The following is a 22,019-nucleotide window of genomic DNA, read 5'->3' as shown; positions in this document are numbered from 1 at the left end:
CACGCGCGTACTATAGCGAAAAGCGGCGAACTTTAAAACTAAACACCACAAAAGCTTTACAATTTTGCAAGGTACTTAACATGACATTTAAGCGTTCTCCAAATTGGAAAAAACCGGCCTTTAAGAAAAAAAATACCCAAAAGCCACGCCCTGCACCAAAAGATCGTAAAGTCCTTATCTTTAATAAACCTTTTGATGTACTGAGTCAATTTACCGATGACCAACATCGTCAGACTCTCGCAGATTTTATTTCAGTAAAAGACGTTTATGCCGCTGGCCGCCTCGATCGCGACAGTGAAGGTTTATTGATCCTGACTAATGATGGTGTACTTCAAGCTCGTTTAACGCAACCAGAATCTAAATCACCAAAAACATATTGGGTACAAGTGGAAGGCGCACCGACAGAGGAGGACTTAGAAAAACTTCGTCAAGGTGTTGAATTAAAAGACGGTATGACACTTCCCGCTAAAGTTGAAGTTATCGACACTCCTGATTTATGGGAGCGCACCCCTCCGGTTCGATTTCGTGCCGCCATTCCAACAACATGGATAGCACTTACTATTATTGAAGGACGTAATCGCCAAGTTCGTCGTATGACTGCACATATTGGGTTCCCAACATTACGTTTGATCCGTTATTCAATGGGCGATTGGACCATTCAAGACGTTCCTCATGGAGAATGGAAAGAAGTCTCACTTTAGAATAATAAATACAAATGTAAAAAATAAGTTAAAAACAGCTACCCGTTTGAGGTTTTTTAACTTAACATTAAGAAAACACGATAAGAGTAAAGGAATAAAAATGAACATAATCATCAAGGTAGCAGGGATTGCTAGCGTATTATTTTTAAGTGCTTGTGCTCCAGCAGATAGAGAAGACATTAATTCTGTTGAGTTAACAAATGAACACTATGACAATCAAGAAAAACAGCAACAAAACTGCATGTTAACTGGTGAAATTGGCTGCGCAAACTAGGCATACTGCAATATACAAAAAGGGCTAATAGTATTAATACTATTAGCCCTTTTTGTCTTTAATACCGATTAAAATAATCGTTATTACTATTATTCATCACCCATGAAGCTCATGTCTGGTAATGATTCTAGATTTTCTTTATAACGCTTTTGATTGAATTCAGCGCCATTCTTCATTACATCAAACACTTCAACAGCCAAAGCACATGCCATCATTTCAATCGCATCTTCACGAGGATTACCCGTCATAACTAAACGCATTAACGTCTCTTTTACTGCGATTGGGCTACCGTCTTCAATTTGATTTTTTACGGTTTCAATTAGTGTTTCTTCCGTCATGAAATCGTCTTGTTGATCTGTCATCTTACTTCTCGCTTAATAATTTTGCCTACTATGCCATAAATGCAAAGAAAGAGGCGTAAATTATTTAGCACTGAACATTTTCTTACCTGTTTTATCTTGGTCTGACCAAAAATTGATATTGAATTGAGCATCATCACTTAACTCAATACGGTGCCAATACCGCGGTGGACTTGTAGCAAACTGCCCTGCATTAATTACAACTTTTATTTCAGGTTCTGTCGCTTCAGAATCAGCAAAACCATAATAGGTGACCACGCCTTCCATTACACATAACTGACCAAATACCTCGGCAGCCGTATTATGGTGAGTTAGCAATGCCTCTGGCACAGTATCTTTTGTGAAAAATGGAGTAGAACGTTGGATTGTCCAATTTTTAGGAATACGTAAATGGCTCATGATAATTTCTCCAAATAAATTTTTATTCTTTCTTCATCATATGCTTATTGATAGTTACCAATAGTTCTCAGAACTAAATTGTCCTAATTTACGACGAAGATGTTTGTTAAAACCTAACTCTTTTAGCGCATCAGATGTGTCTTTAACCATGTTAGGGTTGCCGCAGATGTATAAGAAACTATGCGCTTTACTAAGCTGACATTGGGCACTTTTTTCGAGCTCTCTGTTGAGCAGTAAAGTCGGGATTCGTCCACATAAAGTTCCGGTGACATGTTCTCTAGAAACAATTGGTACATAATGAAACCTCTTGTTGTATCTATTAAATAGTTGTTGGATTCTCTCTTGATAAATCAACTCAGATTGCGCTCTTACTGCATGAACTAACACAATATTTTTAAATCGAATTTCAAGTAATGGTGTTTCCAATATAGAGATAAATGGTCCTATTGCCGTTCCTGTCGATAATAACCATAAATCCTCTACACCTTGAGGCATCTCATTAATGGTCATAAACCCTGAAGCTTCTTTACCAACAAAAATCTCGTCGCCAGAATTAAGAGCCTTAAGGCGAGGTGATAGCTCCCCGCTTTCATCCGCAATGATCAGAAATTCCATTTGTTGGTGACCTTCCATCTGCTTTGGATTATTCACGATGGAATAAGCTCTCCTTACCCAATCGCCATGCCCATCAGGTAATGCCAACTTGGTGAATTGTCCTGCCTGATAAGTATTAATCGGCGCTTCAACAAACAAACTAAACAAGCGTGTTGTCCAGTCATGACGCTTTAAAACAACACCTTTAATTAAGCCATGAGGAATTTCTGTCATAGTTCACCTCTTTAATTCGTCGTATTTATCTCTCTAAATAAAGGAAATGCGTTCTTAATTAATTCATTGGTTACCACAAATCCAGTTAACTGGTTATTAGCATTGTAAGCTTTAGCACATAACCCTTGCGTATCAATATCAACAGACCAGCGTTCAATCTCGACTGATGTATTGCCCGCAAGCTGGATTGGATAATGTGGCGTTTTCACCTTCACCATCATATTTGGTAATACCAATGCAGTTTCGGTACCCGATAAGGTTTTAGCTAACGCATTCGCACTCAATAGTATTGGCTGAAGATACGCCATTACCTTGCCTTCAATTTCAGCACAATCGCCTAACGCATAGACATTTTTAGCCGATGTTTGCAGCATTGAATCAACAACAACGCCTCGGTTAACCATTATATCTGCCTCTCTCGCTAGCTGCGTATTTGGCTTTAGGCCAGCGGCTGATATAACGCAATCCACTAAGTACGATTGACCATTCGTTGTCGTTACTCGATATCCGTTATCTTGTTTATTTACCGCTTGTACACAATCCGACAAAGTGACGGTGACTCCTTTTTCTCTGCATGCTTTTTCAAGTGGCAGTGAAATAAAGTCAGGGATCATATTGGCGAGTAAATGGCTATTTGGTTCAACCAAAGTAACCATTTTTCCTGAATTCGCTAAATCCATCGCGAGTTCCGTACCAATTAAACCACCACCAACAACAAGTACTTTTTTAGATCCCAATACTTTTTGTTGAATACCGGAAAATTCTTTTAGGCTATTTAACGTCAGGATATCTTCACATCCATCACCATGAAAAGGTGGAATAAATGTTTGGGAGCCTGTCGCTAATACTAACTTTCCATAAGTATGCAGCTCACCATTTACAGTAATTGTTTGGTTCTCAGTATCTATCGACTCAACGAAGGCATGCGTATGTAAAATAACATTGTATTGCTCAGCAAAATCCCCGCCAGATAATGTAATCACATCTTCTGGGTTCTGCTGTTTTGAAAATACATGACTCAAGTCTGGCTTGTTATAGTCGTCACCACTGTCATTCGTAAATACATGAATTAGACAATCACTGTTAGTTCGACGAATGGTTTTAATTAACTGGTAAGACGCAAAACCACTACCAATAATAACGATTGGTAAACTCATTATTTCACTCCCTATTTAACTTCAACAAAGACATCTTTACCTAAATTACACTCAGGACATAAGAAATAATCAGGCACTTCTTCCCAAGGGGTATTAGGCTCTACGCCTTGATTTGGTTCACCAAGCTCTGGGTCATATACCCAATTACATACAGTACATAACATGCATTGTTTAGAGTCATTTGACGCACTCGCACTTATGTCACTTTTAGCTACAGAATTCATTGATGCCTCAATCGTGACCACAGGTTTAGCAATAGATTCAGGAATGATTTCCTTCTCTGTATTGATAGTTGTAAACGTTGTTGTAACGGGTTTTAAGGCCCACTGTTTCGCAATAAATTGACCATGCTCTCGGCATAGTTGCATCGCTTTACCATCTGGACGCCATTTTGCTTTTAAGCCTACTGCCGTTTCAAAACCAGCATCGGTTAAACGAGAATGAATTCTATCAACGGCACCACCATTCCAACCATAGCTACCGAAAGCTCCTGCTTTTTTCGCTCTGAATCTAAGGCCTGTAATTTCTTCCAACATACCCGCCACTTTTGGCATCATCACATTATTCATGGTTGATGAGCCAACAAGGATCCCTTTTGATCGGAACACACTGGTTAAAATGTCATTTTTATCTTGGCGAGAAACATTGAAGACCTTAACTGCAACAGTAGGGTCAATATCATGAATACCTTGCGCAATCGCATCCGCCATCATACGAGTGTTGTTTGACATAGAATCATAGAAAATAGTGATACGATCTTCTTGATAATTATCAGCCCACTCTAAATATTGATGGATAATTTGAGTTGGGTTATCTCTCCATACACAACCATGAGAGGTTGCAATCATGTCTACCGGTAAATTAAAGCTTAATACTTCTTTAATTTTTGCCGTCACTAACGCACTGAATGGCGTAAGGATATTGGCGTAATAACGTAAGCACTGATCCATCAATTCGGTTTGATCAACTTCATCATTAAATAAACGTTCATCACAATAATGCTGACCAAAAGCATCATTACTAAATAAAATTGCATCGCCTGTTAAATACGTCATCATGCTGTCAGGCCAATGCAGCATTGGCGCTTCAACAAATACCAATTGTTTGCCATTACCAATATCTAATGCGTCACCAGTTTTAATTGGCTTAAAGTTCCATTCTGGATGGTGATGGTGACCAACAATTGAATCAATCGCGTTTTCAGTACAATAAATAGGAGTACCAGGAATCTTCTCCATTAACGCAGCAAGCGCGCCTGCATGATCTTCTTCTGCATGGTTAATAACAATGTAATCGATGCTCGCAAGATCAATTTCCATTTCTAAATTTTGAATAAATTGATGACTAAATCGATGATCAACCGTATCTATTAATACCGTTTTCTCTTCTTGGATAAGGTAACTGTTATAGCTTGTGCCTTTGGTCATTTTAAATTCAGTACCATGGAAATCTGATACTTCCCAATCACGTTGGCCAACCCAGTTAACATTGTTTTTAATATGAATAGTCATTGTTTTTTCTCATTTAATTATTAGCGTTACAATAACTATTGCATTGAGTGTGCCAGTTTTTATTGTATTGATTTTTAAGGATTTTAAATAAAATAGAGAAAATTAAATGTCAAAATGACAATTATTTACTTTTGTTAAAATGACAGTACAATTGTCAAATTAACAGTAATTAGGTGCTATGGAGTTGTCATGAAAAACATCAAAGATGAATGGGTTCAAATCGCACTGGATTTAACCTCTGGGTTATCAAATAAAGATCGCTTTGAACGCTTACTATCGACAATCAGAAAGGCATTACAATGCGATGCTTCAGCCCTACTACTCTTCAAAAACCAATACTTTTCTCCTTTAGCAACAAATGGTCTTGATAGTGATGTCATTGGACGTCGGTTTTCAGTATCACAACACCCTCGATTAGAAGCCATTGCCAGAGCTGGAGATATTGTTCGATTTCCCTCTGATAGTGATTTGCCTGATCCCTATGATGGGCTGATTGCAAATACAAAAAGTGAATTGCATGTCCATTCTTGTATTGGCTTACCTTTATTGGTGAATGAACGTTTAATTGGAGCGGTCACCATTGACGCATTCGATCCTCTGCAATTTGATAAATTCACCAATAAAGAATTACGTATTATCAGCGCATTAGCTGCGACAAGTTTACATACCGCACTCTTAATGGAGAGATTAGAAAATCAATCAGGGGAAAGCTCGAACAATTCATCGTTTGAAAACTCACAAAGCAACACTATCGATATGATTGGTGAATCAACGGCGATGCAAGAGTTACAAACCAATATTAATGCCGTTGCAAATACTGAATTATCAGTATTAATCACAGGGGAAACTGGCGTTGGTAAAGAGCTAGTTGCCAGTGCTCTACATGAAAGATCATCACGTAAAAAACAAAATTTAGTCTATTTAAACTGTGCAGCATTACCAGAATCAGTCGCTGAAAGTGAGTTGTTTGGTCATGTAAAAGGCGCATTTACTGGCGCTATTAGCAATCGGAAAGGTAAGTTTGAATCGGCCGATAATGGCACGTTATTTCTCGATGAGATTGGGGAATTATCTCTGGCTCTACAGGCTAAATTATTACGGGTTTTACAATATGGTGATATTCAACGTATTGGTGATGATAATCATATTAAAGTAAATACTAGGATCATTGCCGCAACCAATAAAACCTTGAGTGAAGAAGTAAAAAATGGGCACTTTAGAGCGGACTTGTATCATCGTCTCAGTGTGTTTCCTATTTTTGTGCCACCACTGAGAGACAGAGGTAGCGACATCACTTTACTCACTGGTTATTTTGCCGAAAAAAGCCGCATAAAATTAGGCGGTTCGAGTATACGAATTACCCCTGAAGCCATCGCGTTACTTAATGCTTACTCATGGCCGGGAAATATTCGAGAATTAGAACACGTCATCAGCAGAGCTGCAGTACTTTCTAGGGCGCAAAGTAATGATTCTGATTTGATACTCACCCCTGTGCATTTCTCGATAAAAAAAGACACGAACACTGAAAACAAACTGATTGAACAAAAAGACAGCATAAGTCTTGAAAAAACAACAGATTTACGTTCTGCTACTGATGAATTTCAAGCTACTTTAATAAAAAAAACATACCTAGAGCAGCAACAAAATTGGGCAGCAACAGCACGAGTCTTACAGCTTGATACGGGAAATTTACATCGTTTAGCGAAACGCTTAAATTTAAAGGGCTAAATCAACATAAATAACCCTAACTTCACAGATATAATTATGTGATTTTAGTCTCGGATCTGTCCCCAGCATATTCTTTCTGTTAGAATCTGCCTCAAGTTTTATTAGTGGTGTTAAAGAATGTCAGACAACAGCCAAAAGAAAGTCATCGTCGGTATGTCCGGTGGTGTAGATTCTTCAGTATCAGCCTACCTACTTCAGCAACAAGGATACCAAGTTGAAGGTCTTTTCATGAAAAACTGGGAAGAAGATGACAACGAGGAATATTGTACCGCTGCCGAAGATTTAGCCGATGCACAAGCCGTGTGTGACAAATTAGGGATTCACCTTCACACCATTAACTTTGCTGCTGAATATTGGGACAACGTTTTTGAATATTTCCTAGAGGAATACAAAGCGGGCCGTACGCCAAACCCAGATATTCTTTGTAATAAAGAAATCAAATTTAAAGCTTTCTTAGAATTTGCAGATGAAGTTCTAGATGCTGATTTCATCGCTATGGGTCACTACGTTCGTCGTACTTTCCCAACAGCCGAAGAAATTGCCAATGGTGCTAAGCCAGAAATGCTTCGTGGTTTGGATTCAAATAAAGATCAAAGCTACTTCCTATACACATTAAGCTCAGATCAAGTATCTCGTAGCTTATTCCCTGTTGGTGAGCTTGAAAAACCTGAAGTACGCCGCATTGCTGAAGAGCAAGATTTGATCACAGCGAAGAAAAAAGATTCTACTGGTATCTGCTTTATCGGTGAGCGTAAATTCACTGAATTTTTAGGCAAATACTTACCAGCACAACCAGGTAATATTGAAACACCTGACGGTAAGGTCATTGGACAACACCAAGGGTTGATGTACCACACGCTTGGCCAACGTAAAGGTCTACATATCGGCGGTTCTAAAGGCGGCGGTGGCAATGAAGACCCATGGTTCGTTGGTGAGAAAGATTTAAAACGTAACGTGTTAATTGCTGTTCAAGGCAAAGATCACCCATTACTGAAATCTCAAGGTTTATTAGCGTCTCAACTTGATTGGGTTGATCGCACGCCGATTAAAGCACCATTGAGCTGCACAGTAAAAACACGTTACCGTCAAACGGATATCCCTTGTACTATCATCCCTATCGATGATGAAAACATTAAAGTGATCTTTGATGAAGCACAAATTGCGGTAACTCCAGGTCAATCTGCAGTTTTCTACTTAGGTGAAGTTTGCCTAGGTGGCGGTATTATTGAAGAGCGTATTTAAGGAGCCCAAACGTGGCGAACACTTTATTTGACAGAACCATTGCATTTGCTGGCATTTGCCAAGCGGCAAGCTTAGTACAAAAAATGGCGAAAGATGGACACTGTGATCAAGCTGCGTTTGATACTGCGATTCAATCTATTTTAGAAACCAATCCAAATAATACCGTTGCGGTATACGGCAATGAAGCTAATTTGCGTATTGGTTTGGAATGTCTAGTTCGAGATTTTGATAACACTCCTGCGGGCAGTGAATTAACTCGCTACTTAATCAGTTTAATGGCATTAGAACGTAAGCTTGCTGGTCATAGAGATGGCATGAGTAAGCTTGGTGAACGTATTGGTACTATTGAACGTCAACTTGAACATTTTGACATTCATGACGAACAAATGCTTAGTAACATCGCCAGCATTTACTTAGATGTGATCAGCCCTATGGGCCCTCGTATTCAAGTGACTGGTACACCATCAATCTTACAGCAACCAATGACACAGCATAAAGTGCGCTCTCTGTTACTTTCAGGTATTCGTTCTGCTGTGTTATGGCGACAAACAGGTGGCAAACGTCGCCACTTAATTTTTGGCCGTAAGAAAATGGTTGAGCAAGCAAAAATTATTTTAGCTCGAATTTAAAAAATTAAAGCCTACTTGAGTTTCAGGTAGGCTTTTTCCTTTAACCTTTTATACATATCTAGGAGATTCACATGGAATTGTCAGCATTAACTGCTGTTTCACCTGTAGATGGTCGCTACGGAAGTAAAACAATTTCTCTACGCAGCATCTTTAGTGAGTACGGCTTACTGAAGTACCGCACTGTTGTTGAAGTTCGTTGGCTTCAAAAATTAGCAGCTACGCAATCGATTGCGGAAGTGGCTACATTAAGCGCAGAAGCGAATCAATTCTTAGATAACATCGCAGCTAACTTCAGTGAAGAAGACGCTATGCGTATTAAAGACATTGAACGCACTACAAACCACGATGTAAAAGCAGTTGAATATTTCTTAAAAGAAAAAGTAGCTGATTTTCCTGAGCTTCACGCTATCAATGAATTCATTCACTTTGCATGTACTTCAGAAGACATCAACAACACATCTCACGCTCTTATGCTTAAAGAAGCTCGTGATACTGTGATTCTTCCTGAGATCCGTAACGTTATTGATGCAATTAAAGCATTGGCTAACGAATATCGTGACATTCCTCTTCTTTCTCGTACACACGGTCAGCCAGCTTCTCCATCGACTATGGGCAAAGAAATGGCTAACGTTGCGTACCGTATGGAACGTCAATACAAGCAAATCGAAAATGTTGAAATCCTAGCAAAAATCAATGGTGCTGTTGGTAACTATAACGCTCACCTTTCTGCTTACCCAGACGTTGATTGGCACGCATTTAGCGAAGAGTTCATCACTGAATCTCTAGGCGTTAACTGGAACCCGTACACAACTCAAATTGAACCGCATGACTACATTGCTGAGCTATTTGATGCGATTGCACGTTTCAATACAATCCTTCTTGATTTTGACCGTGACGTTTGGGGCTATATTGCTCTTGGTCACTTCAAACAAAAAACGATTGCTGGTGAAATCGGCTCTTCAACTATGCCGCATAAAGTTAACCCAATCGATTTTGAAAACTCAGAAGGTAACCTAGGTCTTGCTAACGCTATCTTTAGCCACCTAGCACAAAAACTACCTGTATCTCGCTGGCAGCGTGATCTAACTGACTCAACGGTTCTTCGTAACCTAGGTGTTGGTTGTGGCTACGCTATCATTGCATACACGTCGACTCTAAAAGGCATTAGCAAATTAGAAATCAACCGTGCTGCACTTGAAGCTGAACTAGATAAAAACTGGGAAGTTCTTGCAGAACCAGTACAAACAGTAATGCGTCGTTACGGCATCGAAAAGCCATACGAAAAACTAAAAGAACTGACTCGTGGTAAACGTGTAGACGGCGAAGGCATGCGTGCATTCATCGATGGTTTAGAAATCCCTGCAGACGAAAAAACTCGCCTAAAAGAGATGACACCAGCAAACTACATCGGTCAAGCTATCGAGCTAACTGACAAGCTGTAATCTTTATCGTTATCTTTAACTATACAGATTAGTAAGCATTAAAAAGCCCTGTATCACACTCATAAAGAGTTATGATTTCAGGGCTTTTTTATATGCAATTAGTATTCATCACATAAGACTGGCTACATCACACACTCTTGCATCTCTTTTGCGCTATCAACCCCTTTTTCAATGAGACTGTGTGCGTCTTCATTCGATATAGTTGACATTACTTTGTTCACTAATTTTTCCGCACTTGATTCTGATGATGCTTCAACTAAACAGCTATAAGCATTGGCAATGTGTTCTTGAATTTCAGTTAATGCTTTAGGATTGCTGTAATCCGCGTTTAACGCTTCATCGACTGACTCAGCAAACTCAGTCGCTGAATCCGCTGCATCGCCAAATTGTTCAATATTCAATACACTCAAATCTACTGACTCTAATTTAGATTGAGCCATATCTACTGCCTTATTTGCTGCATCTTGTGCTTTATCAATCGCTTCACTTGCATCATCGCAACCAGCCAAAACAACGGTAAATAGTAAAGGTACCAATAGTTTTTTGTTCATTCTTTTCTCACTATAAATTTACGAATACAACCAATGCTAATCAGAATCGATATTTACTGACATAGTACAAAGCAGATTAACAGAAAATAACTTAATCAAGAGATTTATCATATACCTTAAAGGCTATAGATAAATATAAGTTACCCTTTATGAACTCAATCTGAACATTTTATAGTTTTTATACAAAAACCCTCCTATTTACCCTAATGAATATTTATTTTTAGTCGATAAGTAACTCTATAAAACCACTTTTATCATTAGGGCATTATGTTTAAATCAATCAAAACACGTATCGCTATTAGCGCAGGGCTTGCCATATTTATTACATTAAGTACGGCTATGTTTTTTACAACCGTTTCTTATGATGGCGTAAATAAAGAAATCACAAAGCATGTTTCTGATCAACTTGTTGAAAATATTGATTATAAATTACTGTCTATTGCCAACCAACAAAGTGCGGAACTGAACGGACAGTTTTCTCCTGTTATTAGTAATTTAAAACAACTGCAATCATTACTAGAACTATCAAATCAACACCAATCTCATGCCAGCCTTCTTATCGAACAATTTATAGCTTCGTTAAAAATTCAAAATAAAAGCGTTTTTGCTGGCTATATGGTTTGGGAAAAAGAAAATTTTATCAAAGATGATTCCGAATTGACCCAAAAAGCGGTAAATAAAAACGGTATTTTATCTCCATTCTTTTCACCAATTGACTCTAGCTTTGAAGCGTTAGGGATGGATAGCTTTAACAATACCGCTTTAAACAATAATGGGGAGCGTATTGATGAATGGCATTTAGCGCCGTTCGAGTCAGGTAAAAGCTTTGTAATGGAACCTTATTATTACAACGTAAGAGGTAACCAAGAACTGATTACGACGATTAGTTTACCATTACGACATAACAATGAAATTGTCGGCTCTGTTGGGTTTGATTGGTCAATCAAAAGCTTCCAGAAAATCAGTAAAAAAGCGGCTCAAGAAATAGGTATTCCTCAAGCAGTAGTTTCTATTTCTTCATGGAACGGAACTTTATTATCTTTTAGTCAAGATGGTGAACTTGTTGGTACAAAAGTAAAAAATGAATTTGCACAAAATTGGAGTGAGATTCAACAAGACGCGACAACAAAAAAGACATTCTTAAAAGATATTGGTCCATATAAAACGGCTATTTCTACAATAAATACAGGTTCAAAACCTTGGATCGTCATCGTTTCTATTCCTTCAGAAACATTACAAAAAGAAATTACTGATTTTAATTCACTAAGCACTCAACTCAGTGATGATGCACTTTCTAATGGTTTATTAAGTGGTCTAATTTCGTCAATTATCGGTATCGTTATCATCTTTATTTTAGCGAAACAGATTGGTGCTTCTTTAACTAACCTAACGTCTCGTTTTGAAAACATAGCCCAAGGCGATGGTGATTTAACTCAGCGTATTGAAGTCACATCCAAAGATGAAATTGGTCAACTGGCTTTCTGGTTTAATACTTTTATCGAGAAAGTTCAAAACACACTTCATAATGCAAAAGATACGGCTGAATTAGTCTCTCAATCATCAATGAATACCATGGCTGAAACTGAAAAATCACAAGTTAAATTACAAAACCAAGTGAATGAAGTCACTCAATTAGCAACGGCTATTAATGAGATGAGTGCAACAGCCCAAGAAGTTGCCTCTTCAGCATTGCAAGCGGCAACAGCAGCAAGCCAAATTCAAGTAAGCAGCGAAGAAGGCCAGAAAATAATGAACAATGCTGCGGCTTCTGTTGAAGAATTAGCGCAATTCATTAATGAAGCTCAAGAGCAAGTAGTAAACCTAGCAGCATCAAGTAATGACATTCAAAAAATTCTGACTGAAATTGGGGGCATTGCAGAACAAACAAATTTATTAGCATTAAACGCAGCGATTGAAGCGGCTCGTGCTGGTGAGCAAGGACGTGGGTTTGCGGTTGTTGCCGATGAGGTGCGTAACCTAGCAAGCCGTACACAAAGCTCAACCCAAGAAATCAATAATATGCTCGTGATACTGCAACAAAATACTCAAAGCATTGTAACGGTAATGGATAATAGTCAGAAGCAGGCATTATCAACCAAAGAAGAAACGGTGATTGCACAAGACAATCTGAAAGAGATTAGCTCTGCTATTTTGGTTGCTAATGATATGAATAATCAAATCGCTTCTGCTGCGGAAGAACAAAGCTCGGTTTCAGAAGAAATTAATCGTAATGTAACCAGCATAAATGAAGCCGCTAACGATGTTCTTGCAGATATGCATACTTCATTAAAAGACACAGAAGCACTTACTCAAGAGAGTCACTCATTAACTCAGAAACTGAGTGAATTTAAAACTCAATAATCTAAAAGTGACCTAAAGCAACATCGAGTAATTTCAAGCCATGCATTTCTTTATCGCATGGCTTTTTTTGATTTATAAATACCCCATGAACTTTATGAACAGAATTCACTTTATATTCTAAATACCCATTATGTCCCCTACCTAGTCAAACACCCCACAAATAAATAACATTTACGCAACAACAAAGAAAAAGCAGTATATCTCTGAACGATAACAGCTCATAGAAGCTGTAATCCCTACTCTCAAGTTTCACATCATAACTACAAAGAAACTTGGACACATAAGGAAATGTTATTCATGTTTACTTCATTTAAAAAACAGATCACAGCATCAATGATTGCAGCGACTTTTGCCATGTCAGGATCAGCGTTCGCCGCTGAGCTCGAAAAAATTCACTTTATTATTCCGGGTGGCGCTGGCGGAGGCTGGGATATGACTGCTCGTGGGACAGGTGATGTCCTTCTAAAATCAGACATTATTGAACAAGCCTCTTACCAAAATCTTTCTGGTGGCGGAGGCGGTAAAGCCATTGCTCACCTTATCGAAACCGCAGAGCGTCAACCAGATACGCTAATGGTAAACTCAACGCCTATCGTGATCCGATCGCTAAGTGGCATTTTCCCCCAGTCATTCAGAGACCTAACACCGGTAGCAGCCACCATTGCTGATTACGGTGCTATTGTAGTAAATAAAGATTCTAAATACACAAGTTGGGAGCAAGTAGTTGCTGATTTTGAAAAAGATCCTCGCTCAGTAAAAATTGCGGGAGGTTCAGCTCGAGGCAGTATGGATCACCTTGTTGTGGCCGCAGCATTTAAAGGGGAAGGCTTTGATGCAAGAAAAGTACGTTACATCGCTTATGATGCTGGCGGCAAAGCAATGGCTGCCCTTCTTTCGGGTGAAACACCGTTACTGTCAACGGGTCTTGGTGAAGTACTAGAAATGTCGAAAAGCGGTCAAGTTCGTATCCTTGCTATTACTGCGCCTAAACGTTTAGAAAGTGCCCCTGAGATTCCAACACTAACGGAATATGGTAACAATACTGTATTTGCTAACTGGCGTGGTTTCTTTGCAGCTCCCGGTACACCTCAAGCTAAAATTGATGAATACACCAAAGCGTTCGACAAAATGTACGAGACTGAACAATGGGCAGTAGTACGAGATCGCAACGGTTGGATTGATAATTATAAAGCAGATAAAGATTTCTATGCCTTTCTTGAAGAACAAGAGTTACTCATGGGCACACTAATGCGTGAACTGGGTTTCTTAAAATAACACCACCATTTTAGCTGCCTTGGATATTTAATGACTCCACCGGATATGGCTCATTAATTCTCCTTGTTATACCAGATACATTCCTTGCACTTTATTCCAAGGCAGCCTTTTCTTTACTTAATGAATTCATGGAGAGAACTCATGTCGTACTCTAGCTCGTCTCTATTATGCCGAGATCGTGTTGGCGCTATCATTTTTTTACTGGTCTGCTTATGTTATGGCTATCAAACCAGTTTAATTCCTTTATTTCCTGGTGATGAATACGAACCCTTCACTGCTAGAACCTTACCTTACATGTTGACCTTTGCTGGTATATTTCTGTCTTTATTATTGATTGTATCAGCGCAACCCGATGAAAAAAGTGGTGCAACCTTAGGCTTTAACTGGAAGTTACTTATTGGCTTTTTAGTATTAATGGTGCTGTATGGAATTGGCCTAACTTGGCTTGGTTTTGTATTAGCTACAAGCTTATTTCTGTTAGCGGGATTCTATCTATTGGGAGAGCGTAGAAAACCGGTGTTATTCGGTGCTTCATTTCCTTTTGTGACCGGATTTTGGCTACTTCTTACCAAAGGTTTAGATATCTATCTCGAACCTGGTTATCTTTTTCTTGCTTGGTAACCCCTAGGACTTAATTATGTTAGATGGAATTTTAGCAGGCTTATCCACCGCAATAATGCCAACCAATTTGATGATGGTTATGGTTGGATGTTTCGTCGGTACTTTTATCGGTATGTTGCCGGGTCTTGGCCCGATTTCAGCCATTGCTCTTATGATCCCAATTAGCTATGGATTAGACCCTGCATCAGGGATGATCTTAATGGCGGGTGTTTATTACGGTGCTGTTTTTGGTGGGTCAACCTCATCCATTCTCATCAATGCTCCCGGTTGCTCATCAACCGTAGTAACCGCATTTGATGGTTACCCAATGGCACAAAAAGGCCAAGCAGGTAAAGCCCTAGCTCTTGCAGCTTACTCTTCTTTCACTGGCGGTACTCTCTCTGCAATCATGCTTTTAATTGCCGCTCCTGCGCTTGCCAAAGTGTCTTTGAGCTTTCAATCATCAGATTACTTTGCACTGATGCTAGTCGGTTTATCTGCGGTTGCGGCATTCGCAGGTAAAGGACAAGTAATAAAAGCATGGATAATGACAATCCTTGGTTTAATGCTTTCAACCGTCGGGATTGATAAAGGGATTGGTGTTGAACGCTTTACCTTTGGCTTAACCGATTTAATGGATGGATTTAGCTTCCTATTACTTGCTATGGCAACCTTCGCATTAGGGGAAACCTTAATGGGGATATTAAAACCAGAGCAAGATACCCGAGATGATGAACAAAATAAAATGTCTGATCTTGGTAGCATGAAAATCACCAAAGAAGAGTTCAAAGAAGTCGCGCCTGTTGCTGTTCGTTCTTCTATTCTTGGTTTCTTTACCGGTGTATTGCCGGGTGCTGGCGCAACCATTGCTGCTTTTTTAAGTTACGGTATGGAGCGAAATCTTGCCCCTAAAGAAAAAAGAGAAGAGTTTGGTAAAGGCAGTATTCGTGGGTTAGTGGCTCCAGAATCAGCAAACAATGCAGCATCGAGTGGCTCATTTGTTCCATTATTGACTTTAGGTATTCCAGGTTCGGGGACAACCGCAATCATGCTTGGTGCCTTAATCGCTTATGGTATTCAACCAGGCCCACGATTGTTTGTTGATCACCCTGATATTTTCTGGTCGGTTATTATCTCAATGTACTTTGGTAATATCGTTTTAGTTATCCTTAACTTACCGCTTATTCCTTACATCTCGAAGCTACTGGCTGTACCAAGAACCGTATTATTGCCTATGGTATTGTTCTTCTCAATTACGGGAGTTTATTTAGTCTCCTTTAATACCGTTGATGTGTTTATCATGATCTTTATTGCCATGGTAGCGATAGCTCTGCGGCTTGCCAATTTCCCACTCGCCCCCTTACTGCTCGGATTTATATTGGGCGGCATGATGGAAGAGAATTTACGTCGAGCATTAATGATCAGTGATGGTGAACTGAGTTTCTTGTGGGAGCGACCTATTACTTTTAGCTTTACCTCTATCGCAGCAATTGTATTACTTTTGCCTATGGTACTTACGTTTATAAATAAGGTTATTCGCCCTAAGCTCGCAGTAAAATCATAGCCCTACCTTAACCCTCTTAATAAGCATCACTATCAGTAATGGTATTGGTGTTTATTACTCTGCTGCCATTTCTTTTTTCATGCTACAATCCCGCCTTATATGCTCTCTGTTTACTGCTTTTGCTTTAAACCGTTTTGATTTTTTACATACCTGAGATTTCACATGCCATTTTCTAACCTTGGATTAAGCGATCCAATTTTAAAAGCCATTAACGAACTAGGCTATAAAGCCCCTACGCCAATTCAAGAAAAGGCTATCCCTGTTGCATTAACAGGAAAGAACCTGATCGCTGCAGCCCAAACTGGTACTGGTAAAACAGCCAGTTTTGTATTACCAATTTTAGAAATTCTCAGCGAAGACCCAACCAAAGTTCGTGCTAAACGTGTTCGCGCATTAATTTTAACGCCAACGCGTGAGCTAGCGATTCAAGTTGAAGAAAATGTACAGCAGTACAGTAAACACATTGATATTTCATCACTGGCTATGTACGGCGGTGTTGATTATAAAAACCAAAAAGAACGCCTAATTGAAGGGGTTGATGTACTTGTTGCAACACCTGGTCGTCTACTTGATATGTACACTCAACGTGCTATCCACTTTGATGAAATTGAAATTTTAGTTCTTGATGAAGCCGACCGTATGTTAGACATGGGTTTTATTGAAGATATTAATAAAATCATCGAACGCTTACCTTTAGATCGTCAAAACATGCTGTTCTCAGCAACCTTGTCAGATCAAGTTCGTTTTTTAGCGAAAACAGCGGTAAATAATCCGATTGAAATAACTATTTCGCCAAAAACGACATCAGCACCACAAATTGATCAATGGTTAACCACGGTTGATAAAGACAGAAAATCAGCGTTACTTAGCCACTTAATTACAGAAAATCAGTGGGACCAAGCTCTGATCTTTATTGAGACAAAGCACGGTGCAGCGAAACTGGTAAGCCAATTAGAAAAACGTGGTATCAAAGCAGAAGCTTTCCATAGTGGTCGTAGCCAAGACGCACGAGCAAAAGTATTAAATGACTTTAAAGAAGGCAAATTACAATATTTAGTGGCTACTGGTATTGCTGCTCGTGGTATTGATATTGACGAACTAACTCGTGTTGTTAACTATGATTTACCTTTCCCTGCTGATGATTACGTTCACCGTATTGGTCGTACTGGCCGTGCTGGAGCTAAAGGTGAGGCTATCTCATTTGTTTCTAAAGACGATTTCAAAAACCTATGTATGATTGAAAAACGTCTTGGGCATTTAATTGTTCGTAAAGAAATCGAAGGCTTTGCTCCACGTAAGGAAGTGCCAATTTCTATTTTGAACTTTAAGCCTACCAGAAAACCTGCTCCAAAATTTTAATCACGGTTTTAGTTATACCAATCACAGTAAGTAAGTGGTCAGAAATAGCGCAGGAAAAATGCTTGAGAACAAGGCGCAATTTTTTAATAAGTAGTTATTCTACAATCAAAAAATTCAACGCTGTTATCGAGTGTTTTAACCAGCTAGGATGACTAATTATTTACTACGATTAGTATTAGACCACAAAATTAAAAACGCCCATACTTACGATTAAGCATGGGCGTTTTTGTATCTATCTGTTGGTAGAGAGGATTTATAGCAGATGTTTTAAAGCGTGTTCTGCTCTTTCATATCCTAAATCAATCATCTCTGCGGTGCGTTCAAATTCAAATGTCCCACACGCGTCTCTTGCTATTTCAACAGTAACATCAGGCGGATATGCCGCAAGCTTTTGTCTCGCAATGGTACTTTGCATCGCATCAAATGCTTGATTTGCAATATCGTACATACCTAAATCAATTCTCGAGGTTTTTGCGGTTAGAGAACCAAAATAATCACTGATTTTTCGATGGAAAGGTGTTTCCTCTTCAGATTCATTATCTGAAATATCAACTTGAACTTCTTTAAAATCATCGAGTTTATGAGTGAGTTCACCAGCAAGGTTTACCGCTAAGGTAATATCTGAATGATCCCCAAAGGTGGGAGCAATAGGCACGGGATTTAATACCCCACCATCAATTAATGTTTTTCCATTAAATTCAATAGGCATTAAATACAAAGGTAACGAGATGGATGCTCGGATCGCTTGTAATAATGGGCCCTTTTGTAACCAAACTTCTTTCTCATTACTGATATCTGCGGCAACAGCTGTATAAGGAATAGCAAGCTCTTCAATGTTCAAATCACCTAGAATGTGCCCCAGACGATTCATGACTTTCTCGCCTTTAATTAATCCACCTTTACCCCAGTTAAAATCCATTAAAGAGACAATATCTAATTTCGTTACCGTTCGCATCCAAGCTTCAAATTCATCGAGTTTTCCGGCAGCATATACGCCACCAATAACAGTACCAATAGAACAGCCAGATACAGAGACAATCTCAAAATTATGCTCTTCTAACCAACGAATAACACCAATATGAGCAAGCCCTCTTGCTCCACCACTGCCTAAAACTAGTGATACTGTTTTTTTACTCACAGTCATTCTCCCTGCCAAATAATATCAATACGCCCTAATATTATTCTGCTTTAATATCCATAAATTGTGCGTTTAAGACTTGTCGTAAATCTTTTGGTGCAAGCCCTATATCTAAACCTCTTTTACCACCACTGACATACATGGTTTTATGTAATTCAGCACTGATATCAATCACCGTTTTTAAGCGTTTCTTTTGTCCAATTGGGCTTACTCCACCCATCACGTACCCTGTCGTTTTTTGTACGAGGATAGGATCCGCCATTTTCGCTTTTTTTCCACCGGCAGCTTTAGCTATTAATTTCATACTTAAATGATCCGCTACAGGAATAATACCAACGACGAGTTCTTTTTCATCGATCTGAACAACTAAGGTTTTAAACACCTCTTCGTGAGGTAAACCCAATTTCTCTGCAGCTTCTAACCCATACGCTTGAGCTTTAGGATCATGATGGTACTCAAGCACCTGATGCTCTATTTTTACTTTCTTTAATAATTTTGTTGCTGGTGTCATGGTGCATTACCTTTATAAACAATCCTACTTTTAACAATATTATGTTTTAAAATAGGTACGCTCTGGTCGCCCGACACTGCCATAAGACAAGTCAGCACTCAATTCTCCAGAGCTAATCAAATATTCTAAATAACGACGAGCAGTGGTTCGACTTGCGCCAATTAATTCACCAGCTTGATCCGCCGTTAATTGATTTTTATTCGTAAACAATTGGCGAACTTTTTCTAACGTTACACCATCAATACCTTTTGGTAACCTTGATATGGTTGCTGAGCTAGTGGAATTCAACATCGCATCAGCCATGGATTGATCAATATCAACTCGATTTATGAATTGTTGTTTTTGACTTAAATACTTATTTATTGATTCTTCTAATCGACTAAAGATCACTGGCTTCAATAAATAATCTATCACACCACCACGCATCGCTTCTTGCAGCGTATTCACATCTCTGTCGGCTGTAATTAATATGACATCAGGCGATAACTCTTTTTGGCGTAACTCCCGTAAGATATCAAGTCCATTACCGTCAGGAAGATAAATATCCAATAGCACTAAGTCTGGGTTCAACACATCCAATAACGTCGTCGCTTCTTCCTTACTGGCTGCAATTCCTATTACTTCAACATAATCTATTTTATCCAGATTACGACGGTGGATTTCTGCAATTCCAATGTCATCTTCTACAATCACAATACTGATTTTACTGCTCACACAATATCCTTTTGTTTGTTTTTTAGGCCGCTTTATTCCTATTTAGATAGGTGTTAGTGCAACTCTTTTGGTAAGTAAACGGCCATCAATGTACCTTTACCTTGTTCACTTCTAACGGTAAATGCACCTCGATACTGATCCACTAACTGTTGAATAAGATACAAACCAACCCCACGTCCTTTATCTGATTTTGTTGAAACACCACGTTTAGTTAATTCTTTCAAGCTAAACGCCTGTGGTAGGCCGCACCCTTTATCTTCAACTTCTATTATAATGTCTTGTCCAAAATCAGTCACACTCACGGTTATCGCTTGAATTTCGGTATCAAAATGATTCAATGTCGCATCAAACGCATTATCAATTAAGTTACCTATAATGGTCACCATATCTTCAGCACGAATATGGCTTGGTAAATGAGAGAGTTGTGTTCCTTCTTCTATCTCCAGTACTAATCCTAACTCTCTGGCTCGTTCACTTTTCCCAAGCAACACACCCGCTATCATAGGCTCAGAAATACTCTCTCTTAAAAATTCGATTAGTTTTTGGTAACGTAAACTTTCCTGACCAATAATCTGTTGTACTTCTTCTATTTTACCTAACTGAATAAGACCACTAATTGTATTGAGTTTATTCCGATGTTCATGAGTTTGAGAGCGTAATAAATCGGCATACTGCTTCACTTGTGACAATTGCAGCATCAATTCGCTGATCTCATCTTTTCGTCTAAAACTGGATACCGCTCCCACTACTTGACCATCAATTTTTATAAGTTCACGGTTAGCAATCACTGCTTGACCATTGAGTAACAATTCAATGTCGTGCTCAGACTGTTTAGTTACTAATAGCTTCGTTAAATCACTATCAGGAAGTATTTCAATAAACGGACGATTTAAAGCCCCTTTAGGATCTATATTCAATATGTCACAAGCACTTTTATTGATAGATTTTAATTTACCATTAGCATCGATACTAAGTACCCCCTCACGTAAAGTCGAAAGTGTAACTTGTTGTTCTTTATATAAGCGACCAAATGCTTCAGGCTCAAAACCAAAAATAGATTGTTGAAAACGTCTTGCAATAAAATTAGCGATAATGGCATTGGCAAAAATAACTAACACCGCCATTCCAAGAAAAAACACTAAGAAATGTGAGACTTTGTTATCAATAGCCGTTAATAAATAACCAACAGAAACCACCCCAATGATCTCCCCTTCCTTGCTTATTATTGGAGTTTTACCACGAACAGAGTGCCCGAGTGACCCTTTGGCGTATGAGATATAAGATTCACCCAATAACAATGCTTGCTGGTTGTCTCCTCCCTGCATCGCCTTGCCAATGCGTTCTTTTATTGGATGAGCGATACGTACGCCATCTTTGTTCCCTACCACAATAAAAGCAGCACCAATCGAGGCACGTAATCGTTCAATCTTATCTTCAATTAACGGAGGTGAATTTTGTATAACTGCTTCTATCACGATTGGAGATTGAGCAAGAAACCGAGCAATACCAAGCGCTTTATCCCCACTGTCTTGCGATTCCCAATGTTTAACATACAAAAAAGCACAGATGGATAATAATAATAACTTCCCGATCCCAGAAATGGTCATAACTGATAATAACCGACGCCGAAAACTCAAATCACGCCACGACATTCATCCCTCATTTATTCTGACTTA

At 38.9% G+C, this 22,019-nt stretch carries 21 protein-coding genes; 11 read left to right on the top strand and 10 right to left on the bottom strand.

What is annotated here, in order from left to right; all coding sequences use genetic code 11:
• The first annotated feature begins 80 nt into the window (after positions 1-80).
• Positions 81-701 (top strand): pseudouridine synthase, encoded by a 621-nt coding sequence (locus BTO23_RS02210; RefSeq protein ID WP_105062872.1) that lies wholly within the window; start codon positions 81-83, stop codon positions 699-701.
• Between the two features lie 100 nt (positions 702-801).
• Positions 802-975, top strand: a complete 174-nt coding sequence (locus BTO23_RS02205) for a hypothetical protein (RefSeq protein WP_105055154.1) — start codon at positions 802-804, stop codon at positions 973-975.
• Between the two features lie 89 nt (positions 976-1,064).
• On the opposite strand, the gene BTO23_RS02200 is transcribed toward BTO23_RS02205, so the two are convergent.
• Genes BTO23_RS02200 through norV form a run of 5 tightly spaced genes read right to left on the bottom strand, consistent with a single transcriptional unit; the run spans position 1,065 to position 5,229 of the window.
• Positions 1,065-1,337, bottom strand: coding sequence for a hypothetical protein (locus BTO23_RS02200; protein ID WP_060991489.1), 273 nt, complete (start codon positions 1,335-1,337; stop codon positions 1,065-1,067).
• A gap of 60 nt (positions 1,338-1,397) precedes the next feature.
• Complete coding sequence (locus BTO23_RS02195) at positions 1,398-1,733, bottom strand: TehB family protein (RefSeq protein ID WP_061012999.1); 336 nt, start codon at positions 1,731-1,733, stop codon at positions 1,398-1,400.
• A gap of 54 nt (positions 1,734-1,787) precedes the next feature.
• On the bottom strand, positions 1,788-2,561 hold the full coding sequence (locus tag BTO23_RS02190) for a ferredoxin--NADP reductase (RefSeq protein WP_061013002.1): 774 nt from the start codon (positions 2,559-2,561) through the stop codon (positions 1,788-1,790).
• An 11-nt stretch (positions 2,562-2,572) separates the two neighbouring features.
• Positions 2,573-3,718 (bottom strand): NADH:flavorubredoxin reductase NorW, encoded by a 1,146-nt coding sequence (gene norW / locus BTO23_RS02185; protein WP_061013004.1) that lies wholly within the window; start codon positions 3,716-3,718, stop codon positions 2,573-2,575.
• Between the two features lie 11 nt (positions 3,719-3,729).
• Complete coding sequence (gene norV / locus BTO23_RS02180; RefSeq protein ID WP_061002947.1) at positions 3,730-5,229, bottom strand: anaerobic nitric oxide reductase flavorubredoxin; 1,500 nt, start codon at positions 5,227-5,229, stop codon at positions 3,730-3,732.
• 189 nt (positions 5,230-5,418) lie between these two features.
• Between norV and norR the strand changes: the two genes are divergently transcribed.
• From norR to purB, 4 genes are all read left to right on the top strand, one after another.
• A complete protein-coding gene (norR, locus tag BTO23_RS02175) occupies positions 5,419-6,957 on the top strand; it encodes a nitric oxide reductase transcriptional regulator NorR (protein ID WP_105062870.1) in 1,539 nt (512 codons plus the stop codon).
• Between the two features lie 117 nt (positions 6,958-7,074).
• Positions 7,075-8,199 carry a tRNA 2-thiouridine(34) synthase MnmA gene (mnmA, locus tag BTO23_RS02170; RefSeq protein ID WP_061002951.1) on the top strand — a complete coding sequence of 375 codons (1,125 nt, stop codon included), beginning with the start codon at positions 7,075-7,077 and terminating at the stop codon, positions 8,197-8,199.
• A gap of 11 nt (positions 8,200-8,210) precedes the next feature.
• Positions 8,211-8,828 (top strand): high frequency lysogenization protein HflD, encoded by a 618-nt coding sequence (hflD, locus tag BTO23_RS02165; protein ID WP_060991496.1) that lies wholly within the window; start codon positions 8,211-8,213, stop codon positions 8,826-8,828.
• Positions 8,829-8,899: 71 nt separating this feature from the next.
• Complete coding sequence (gene purB, locus BTO23_RS02160; RefSeq protein ID WP_061002953.1) at positions 8,900-10,270, top strand: adenylosuccinate lyase; 1,371 nt, start codon at positions 8,900-8,902, stop codon at positions 10,268-10,270.
• A 122-nt stretch (positions 10,271-10,392) separates the two neighbouring features.
• Here the strand turns inward: purB and BTO23_RS02155 are convergent, their stop codons facing one another.
• A complete protein-coding gene (locus tag BTO23_RS02155; protein WP_105062869.1) occupies positions 10,393-10,821 on the bottom strand; it encodes a hypothetical protein in 429 nt (142 codons plus the stop codon).
• A 267-nt stretch (positions 10,822-11,088) separates the two neighbouring features.
• Between BTO23_RS02155 and BTO23_RS02150 the strand changes: the two genes are divergently transcribed.
• From BTO23_RS02150 to BTO23_RS02130, 5 genes are all read left to right on the top strand, one after another.
• Entirely contained in the window at positions 11,089-13,182 is a 2,094-nt protein-coding gene (locus BTO23_RS02150; protein ID WP_105062868.1) for a methyl-accepting chemotaxis protein, read from the top strand.
• Between the two features lie 297 nt (positions 13,183-13,479).
• Complete coding sequence (locus tag BTO23_RS02145; protein ID WP_061002959.1) at positions 13,480-14,457, top strand: tripartite tricarboxylate transporter substrate binding protein; 978 nt, start codon at positions 13,480-13,482, stop codon at positions 14,455-14,457.
• Positions 14,458-14,577: 120 nt separating this feature from the next.
• Positions 14,578-15,078, top strand: coding sequence for a tripartite tricarboxylate transporter TctB family protein (locus BTO23_RS02140; RefSeq protein ID WP_060991501.1), 501 nt, complete (start codon positions 14,578-14,580; stop codon positions 15,076-15,078).
• 16 nt (positions 15,079-15,094) lie between these two features.
• Positions 15,095-16,621 carry a tripartite tricarboxylate transporter permease gene (locus BTO23_RS02135; RefSeq protein WP_105062867.1) on the top strand — a complete coding sequence of 509 codons (1,527 nt, stop codon included), beginning with the start codon at positions 15,095-15,097 and terminating at the stop codon, positions 16,619-16,621.
• A gap of 162 nt (positions 16,622-16,783) precedes the next feature.
• On the top strand, positions 16,784-17,980 hold the full coding sequence (locus BTO23_RS02130; protein WP_061002963.1) for a DEAD/DEAH box helicase: 1,197 nt from the start codon (positions 16,784-16,786) through the stop codon (positions 17,978-17,980).
• Between the two features lie 253 nt (positions 17,981-18,233).
• On the opposite strand, the gene BTO23_RS02125 is transcribed toward BTO23_RS02130, so the two are convergent.
• From BTO23_RS02125 to BTO23_RS02110, 4 genes are read right to left on the bottom strand one after another with little or no spacing between them, the layout of a single operon-like run.
• The gene (locus BTO23_RS02125; RefSeq protein ID WP_170066688.1) at positions 18,234-19,124 is read right to left on the bottom strand and encodes a patatin-like phospholipase family protein; all 891 of its coding nucleotides are present in this window, start codon (positions 19,122-19,124) and stop codon (positions 18,234-18,236) included.
• Positions 19,125-19,158: 34 nt separating this feature from the next.
• Positions 19,159-19,629, bottom strand: coding sequence for a Cys-tRNA(Pro) deacylase (gene ybaK, locus BTO23_RS02120; RefSeq protein WP_060991505.1), 471 nt, complete (start codon positions 19,627-19,629; stop codon positions 19,159-19,161).
• 39 nt (positions 19,630-19,668) lie between these two features.
• Positions 19,669-20,343, bottom strand: coding sequence for a response regulator (locus BTO23_RS02115; RefSeq protein ID WP_061002968.1), 675 nt, complete (start codon positions 20,341-20,343; stop codon positions 19,669-19,671).
• Positions 20,344-20,396: 53 nt separating this feature from the next.
• Entirely contained in the window at positions 20,397-21,995 is a 1,599-nt protein-coding gene (locus tag BTO23_RS02110) for an ATP-binding protein (protein ID WP_105062866.1), read from the bottom strand.
• Positions 21,996-22,019 lie beyond the last annotated feature (24 nt).

Origin of the sequence: Aliivibrio sifiae, from assembly GCF_002954715.1 — a bacterium.
Lineage (GTDB): Bacteria > Pseudomonadota > Gammaproteobacteria > Enterobacterales > Vibrionaceae > Aliivibrio > Aliivibrio sifiae.
The sequence above is the reverse complement of the archived record's forward strand: the minus strand, read 5'-3'. Positions and strand labels throughout refer to the sequence as shown.

Excerpts from the sequence above, each read along its gene's own strand:
- BTO23_RS02200 (WP_060991489.1), bottom strand. The coding sequence starts at position 1,337 with ATGACAGATCAACAAGACGATTTCATGACGGAAGAAACACTAATTGAA.
- norV (WP_061002947.1), bottom strand. The coding sequence starts at position 5,229 with ATGACTATTCATATTAAAAACAATGTTAACTGGGTTGGCCAACGTGAT.
- BTO23_RS02140 (WP_060991501.1), top strand. The coding sequence starts at position 14,578 with ATGAATTCATGGAGAGAACTCATGTCGTACTCTAGCTCGTCTCTATTA.
- BTO23_RS02155 (WP_105062869.1), bottom strand. The coding sequence starts at position 10,821 with ATGAACAAAAAACTATTGGTACCTTTACTATTTACCGTTGTTTTGGCT.
- norR (WP_105062870.1), top strand. The coding sequence starts at position 5,419 with ATGAAAAACATCAAAGATGAATGGGTTCAAATCGCACTGGATTTAACC.
- BTO23_RS02135 (WP_105062867.1), top strand. The coding sequence starts at position 15,095 with ATGTTAGATGGAATTTTAGCAGGCTTATCCACCGCAATAATGCCAACC.
- BTO23_RS02125 (WP_170066688.1), bottom strand. The coding sequence starts at position 19,124 with ATGACTGTGAGTAAAAAAACAGTATCACTAGTTTTAGGCAGTGGTGGA.
- BTO23_RS02145 (WP_061002959.1), top strand. The coding sequence starts at position 13,480 with ATGTTTACTTCATTTAAAAAACAGATCACAGCATCAATGATTGCAGCG.
- BTO23_RS02110 (WP_105062866.1), bottom strand. The coding sequence starts at position 21,995 with ATGTCGTGGCGTGATTTGAGTTTTCGGCGTCGGTTATTATCAGTTATG.
- ybaK (WP_060991505.1), bottom strand. The coding sequence starts at position 19,629 with ATGACACCAGCAACAAAATTATTAAAGAAAGTAAAAATAGAGCATCAG.
- purB (WP_061002953.1), top strand. The coding sequence starts at position 8,900 with ATGGAATTGTCAGCATTAACTGCTGTTTCACCTGTAGATGGTCGCTAC.
- BTO23_RS02150 (WP_105062868.1), top strand. The coding sequence starts at position 11,089 with ATGTTTAAATCAATCAAAACACGTATCGCTATTAGCGCAGGGCTTGCC.
- BTO23_RS02205 (WP_105055154.1), top strand. The coding sequence starts at position 802 with ATGAACATAATCATCAAGGTAGCAGGGATTGCTAGCGTATTATTTTTA.
- BTO23_RS02210 (WP_105062872.1), top strand. The coding sequence starts at position 81 with ATGACATTTAAGCGTTCTCCAAATTGGAAAAAACCGGCCTTTAAGAAA.
- norW (WP_061013004.1), bottom strand. The coding sequence starts at position 3,718 with ATGAGTTTACCAATCGTTATTATTGGTAGTGGTTTTGCGTCTTACCAG.
- BTO23_RS02190 (WP_061013002.1), bottom strand. The coding sequence starts at position 2,561 with ATGACAGAAATTCCTCATGGCTTAATTAAAGGTGTTGTTTTAAAGCGT.
- BTO23_RS02195 (WP_061012999.1), bottom strand. The coding sequence starts at position 1,733 with ATGAGCCATTTACGTATTCCTAAAAATTGGACAATCCAACGTTCTACT.
- BTO23_RS02130 (WP_061002963.1), top strand. The coding sequence starts at position 16,784 with ATGCCATTTTCTAACCTTGGATTAAGCGATCCAATTTTAAAAGCCATT.
- mnmA (WP_061002951.1), top strand. The coding sequence starts at position 7,075 with ATGTCAGACAACAGCCAAAAGAAAGTCATCGTCGGTATGTCCGGTGGT.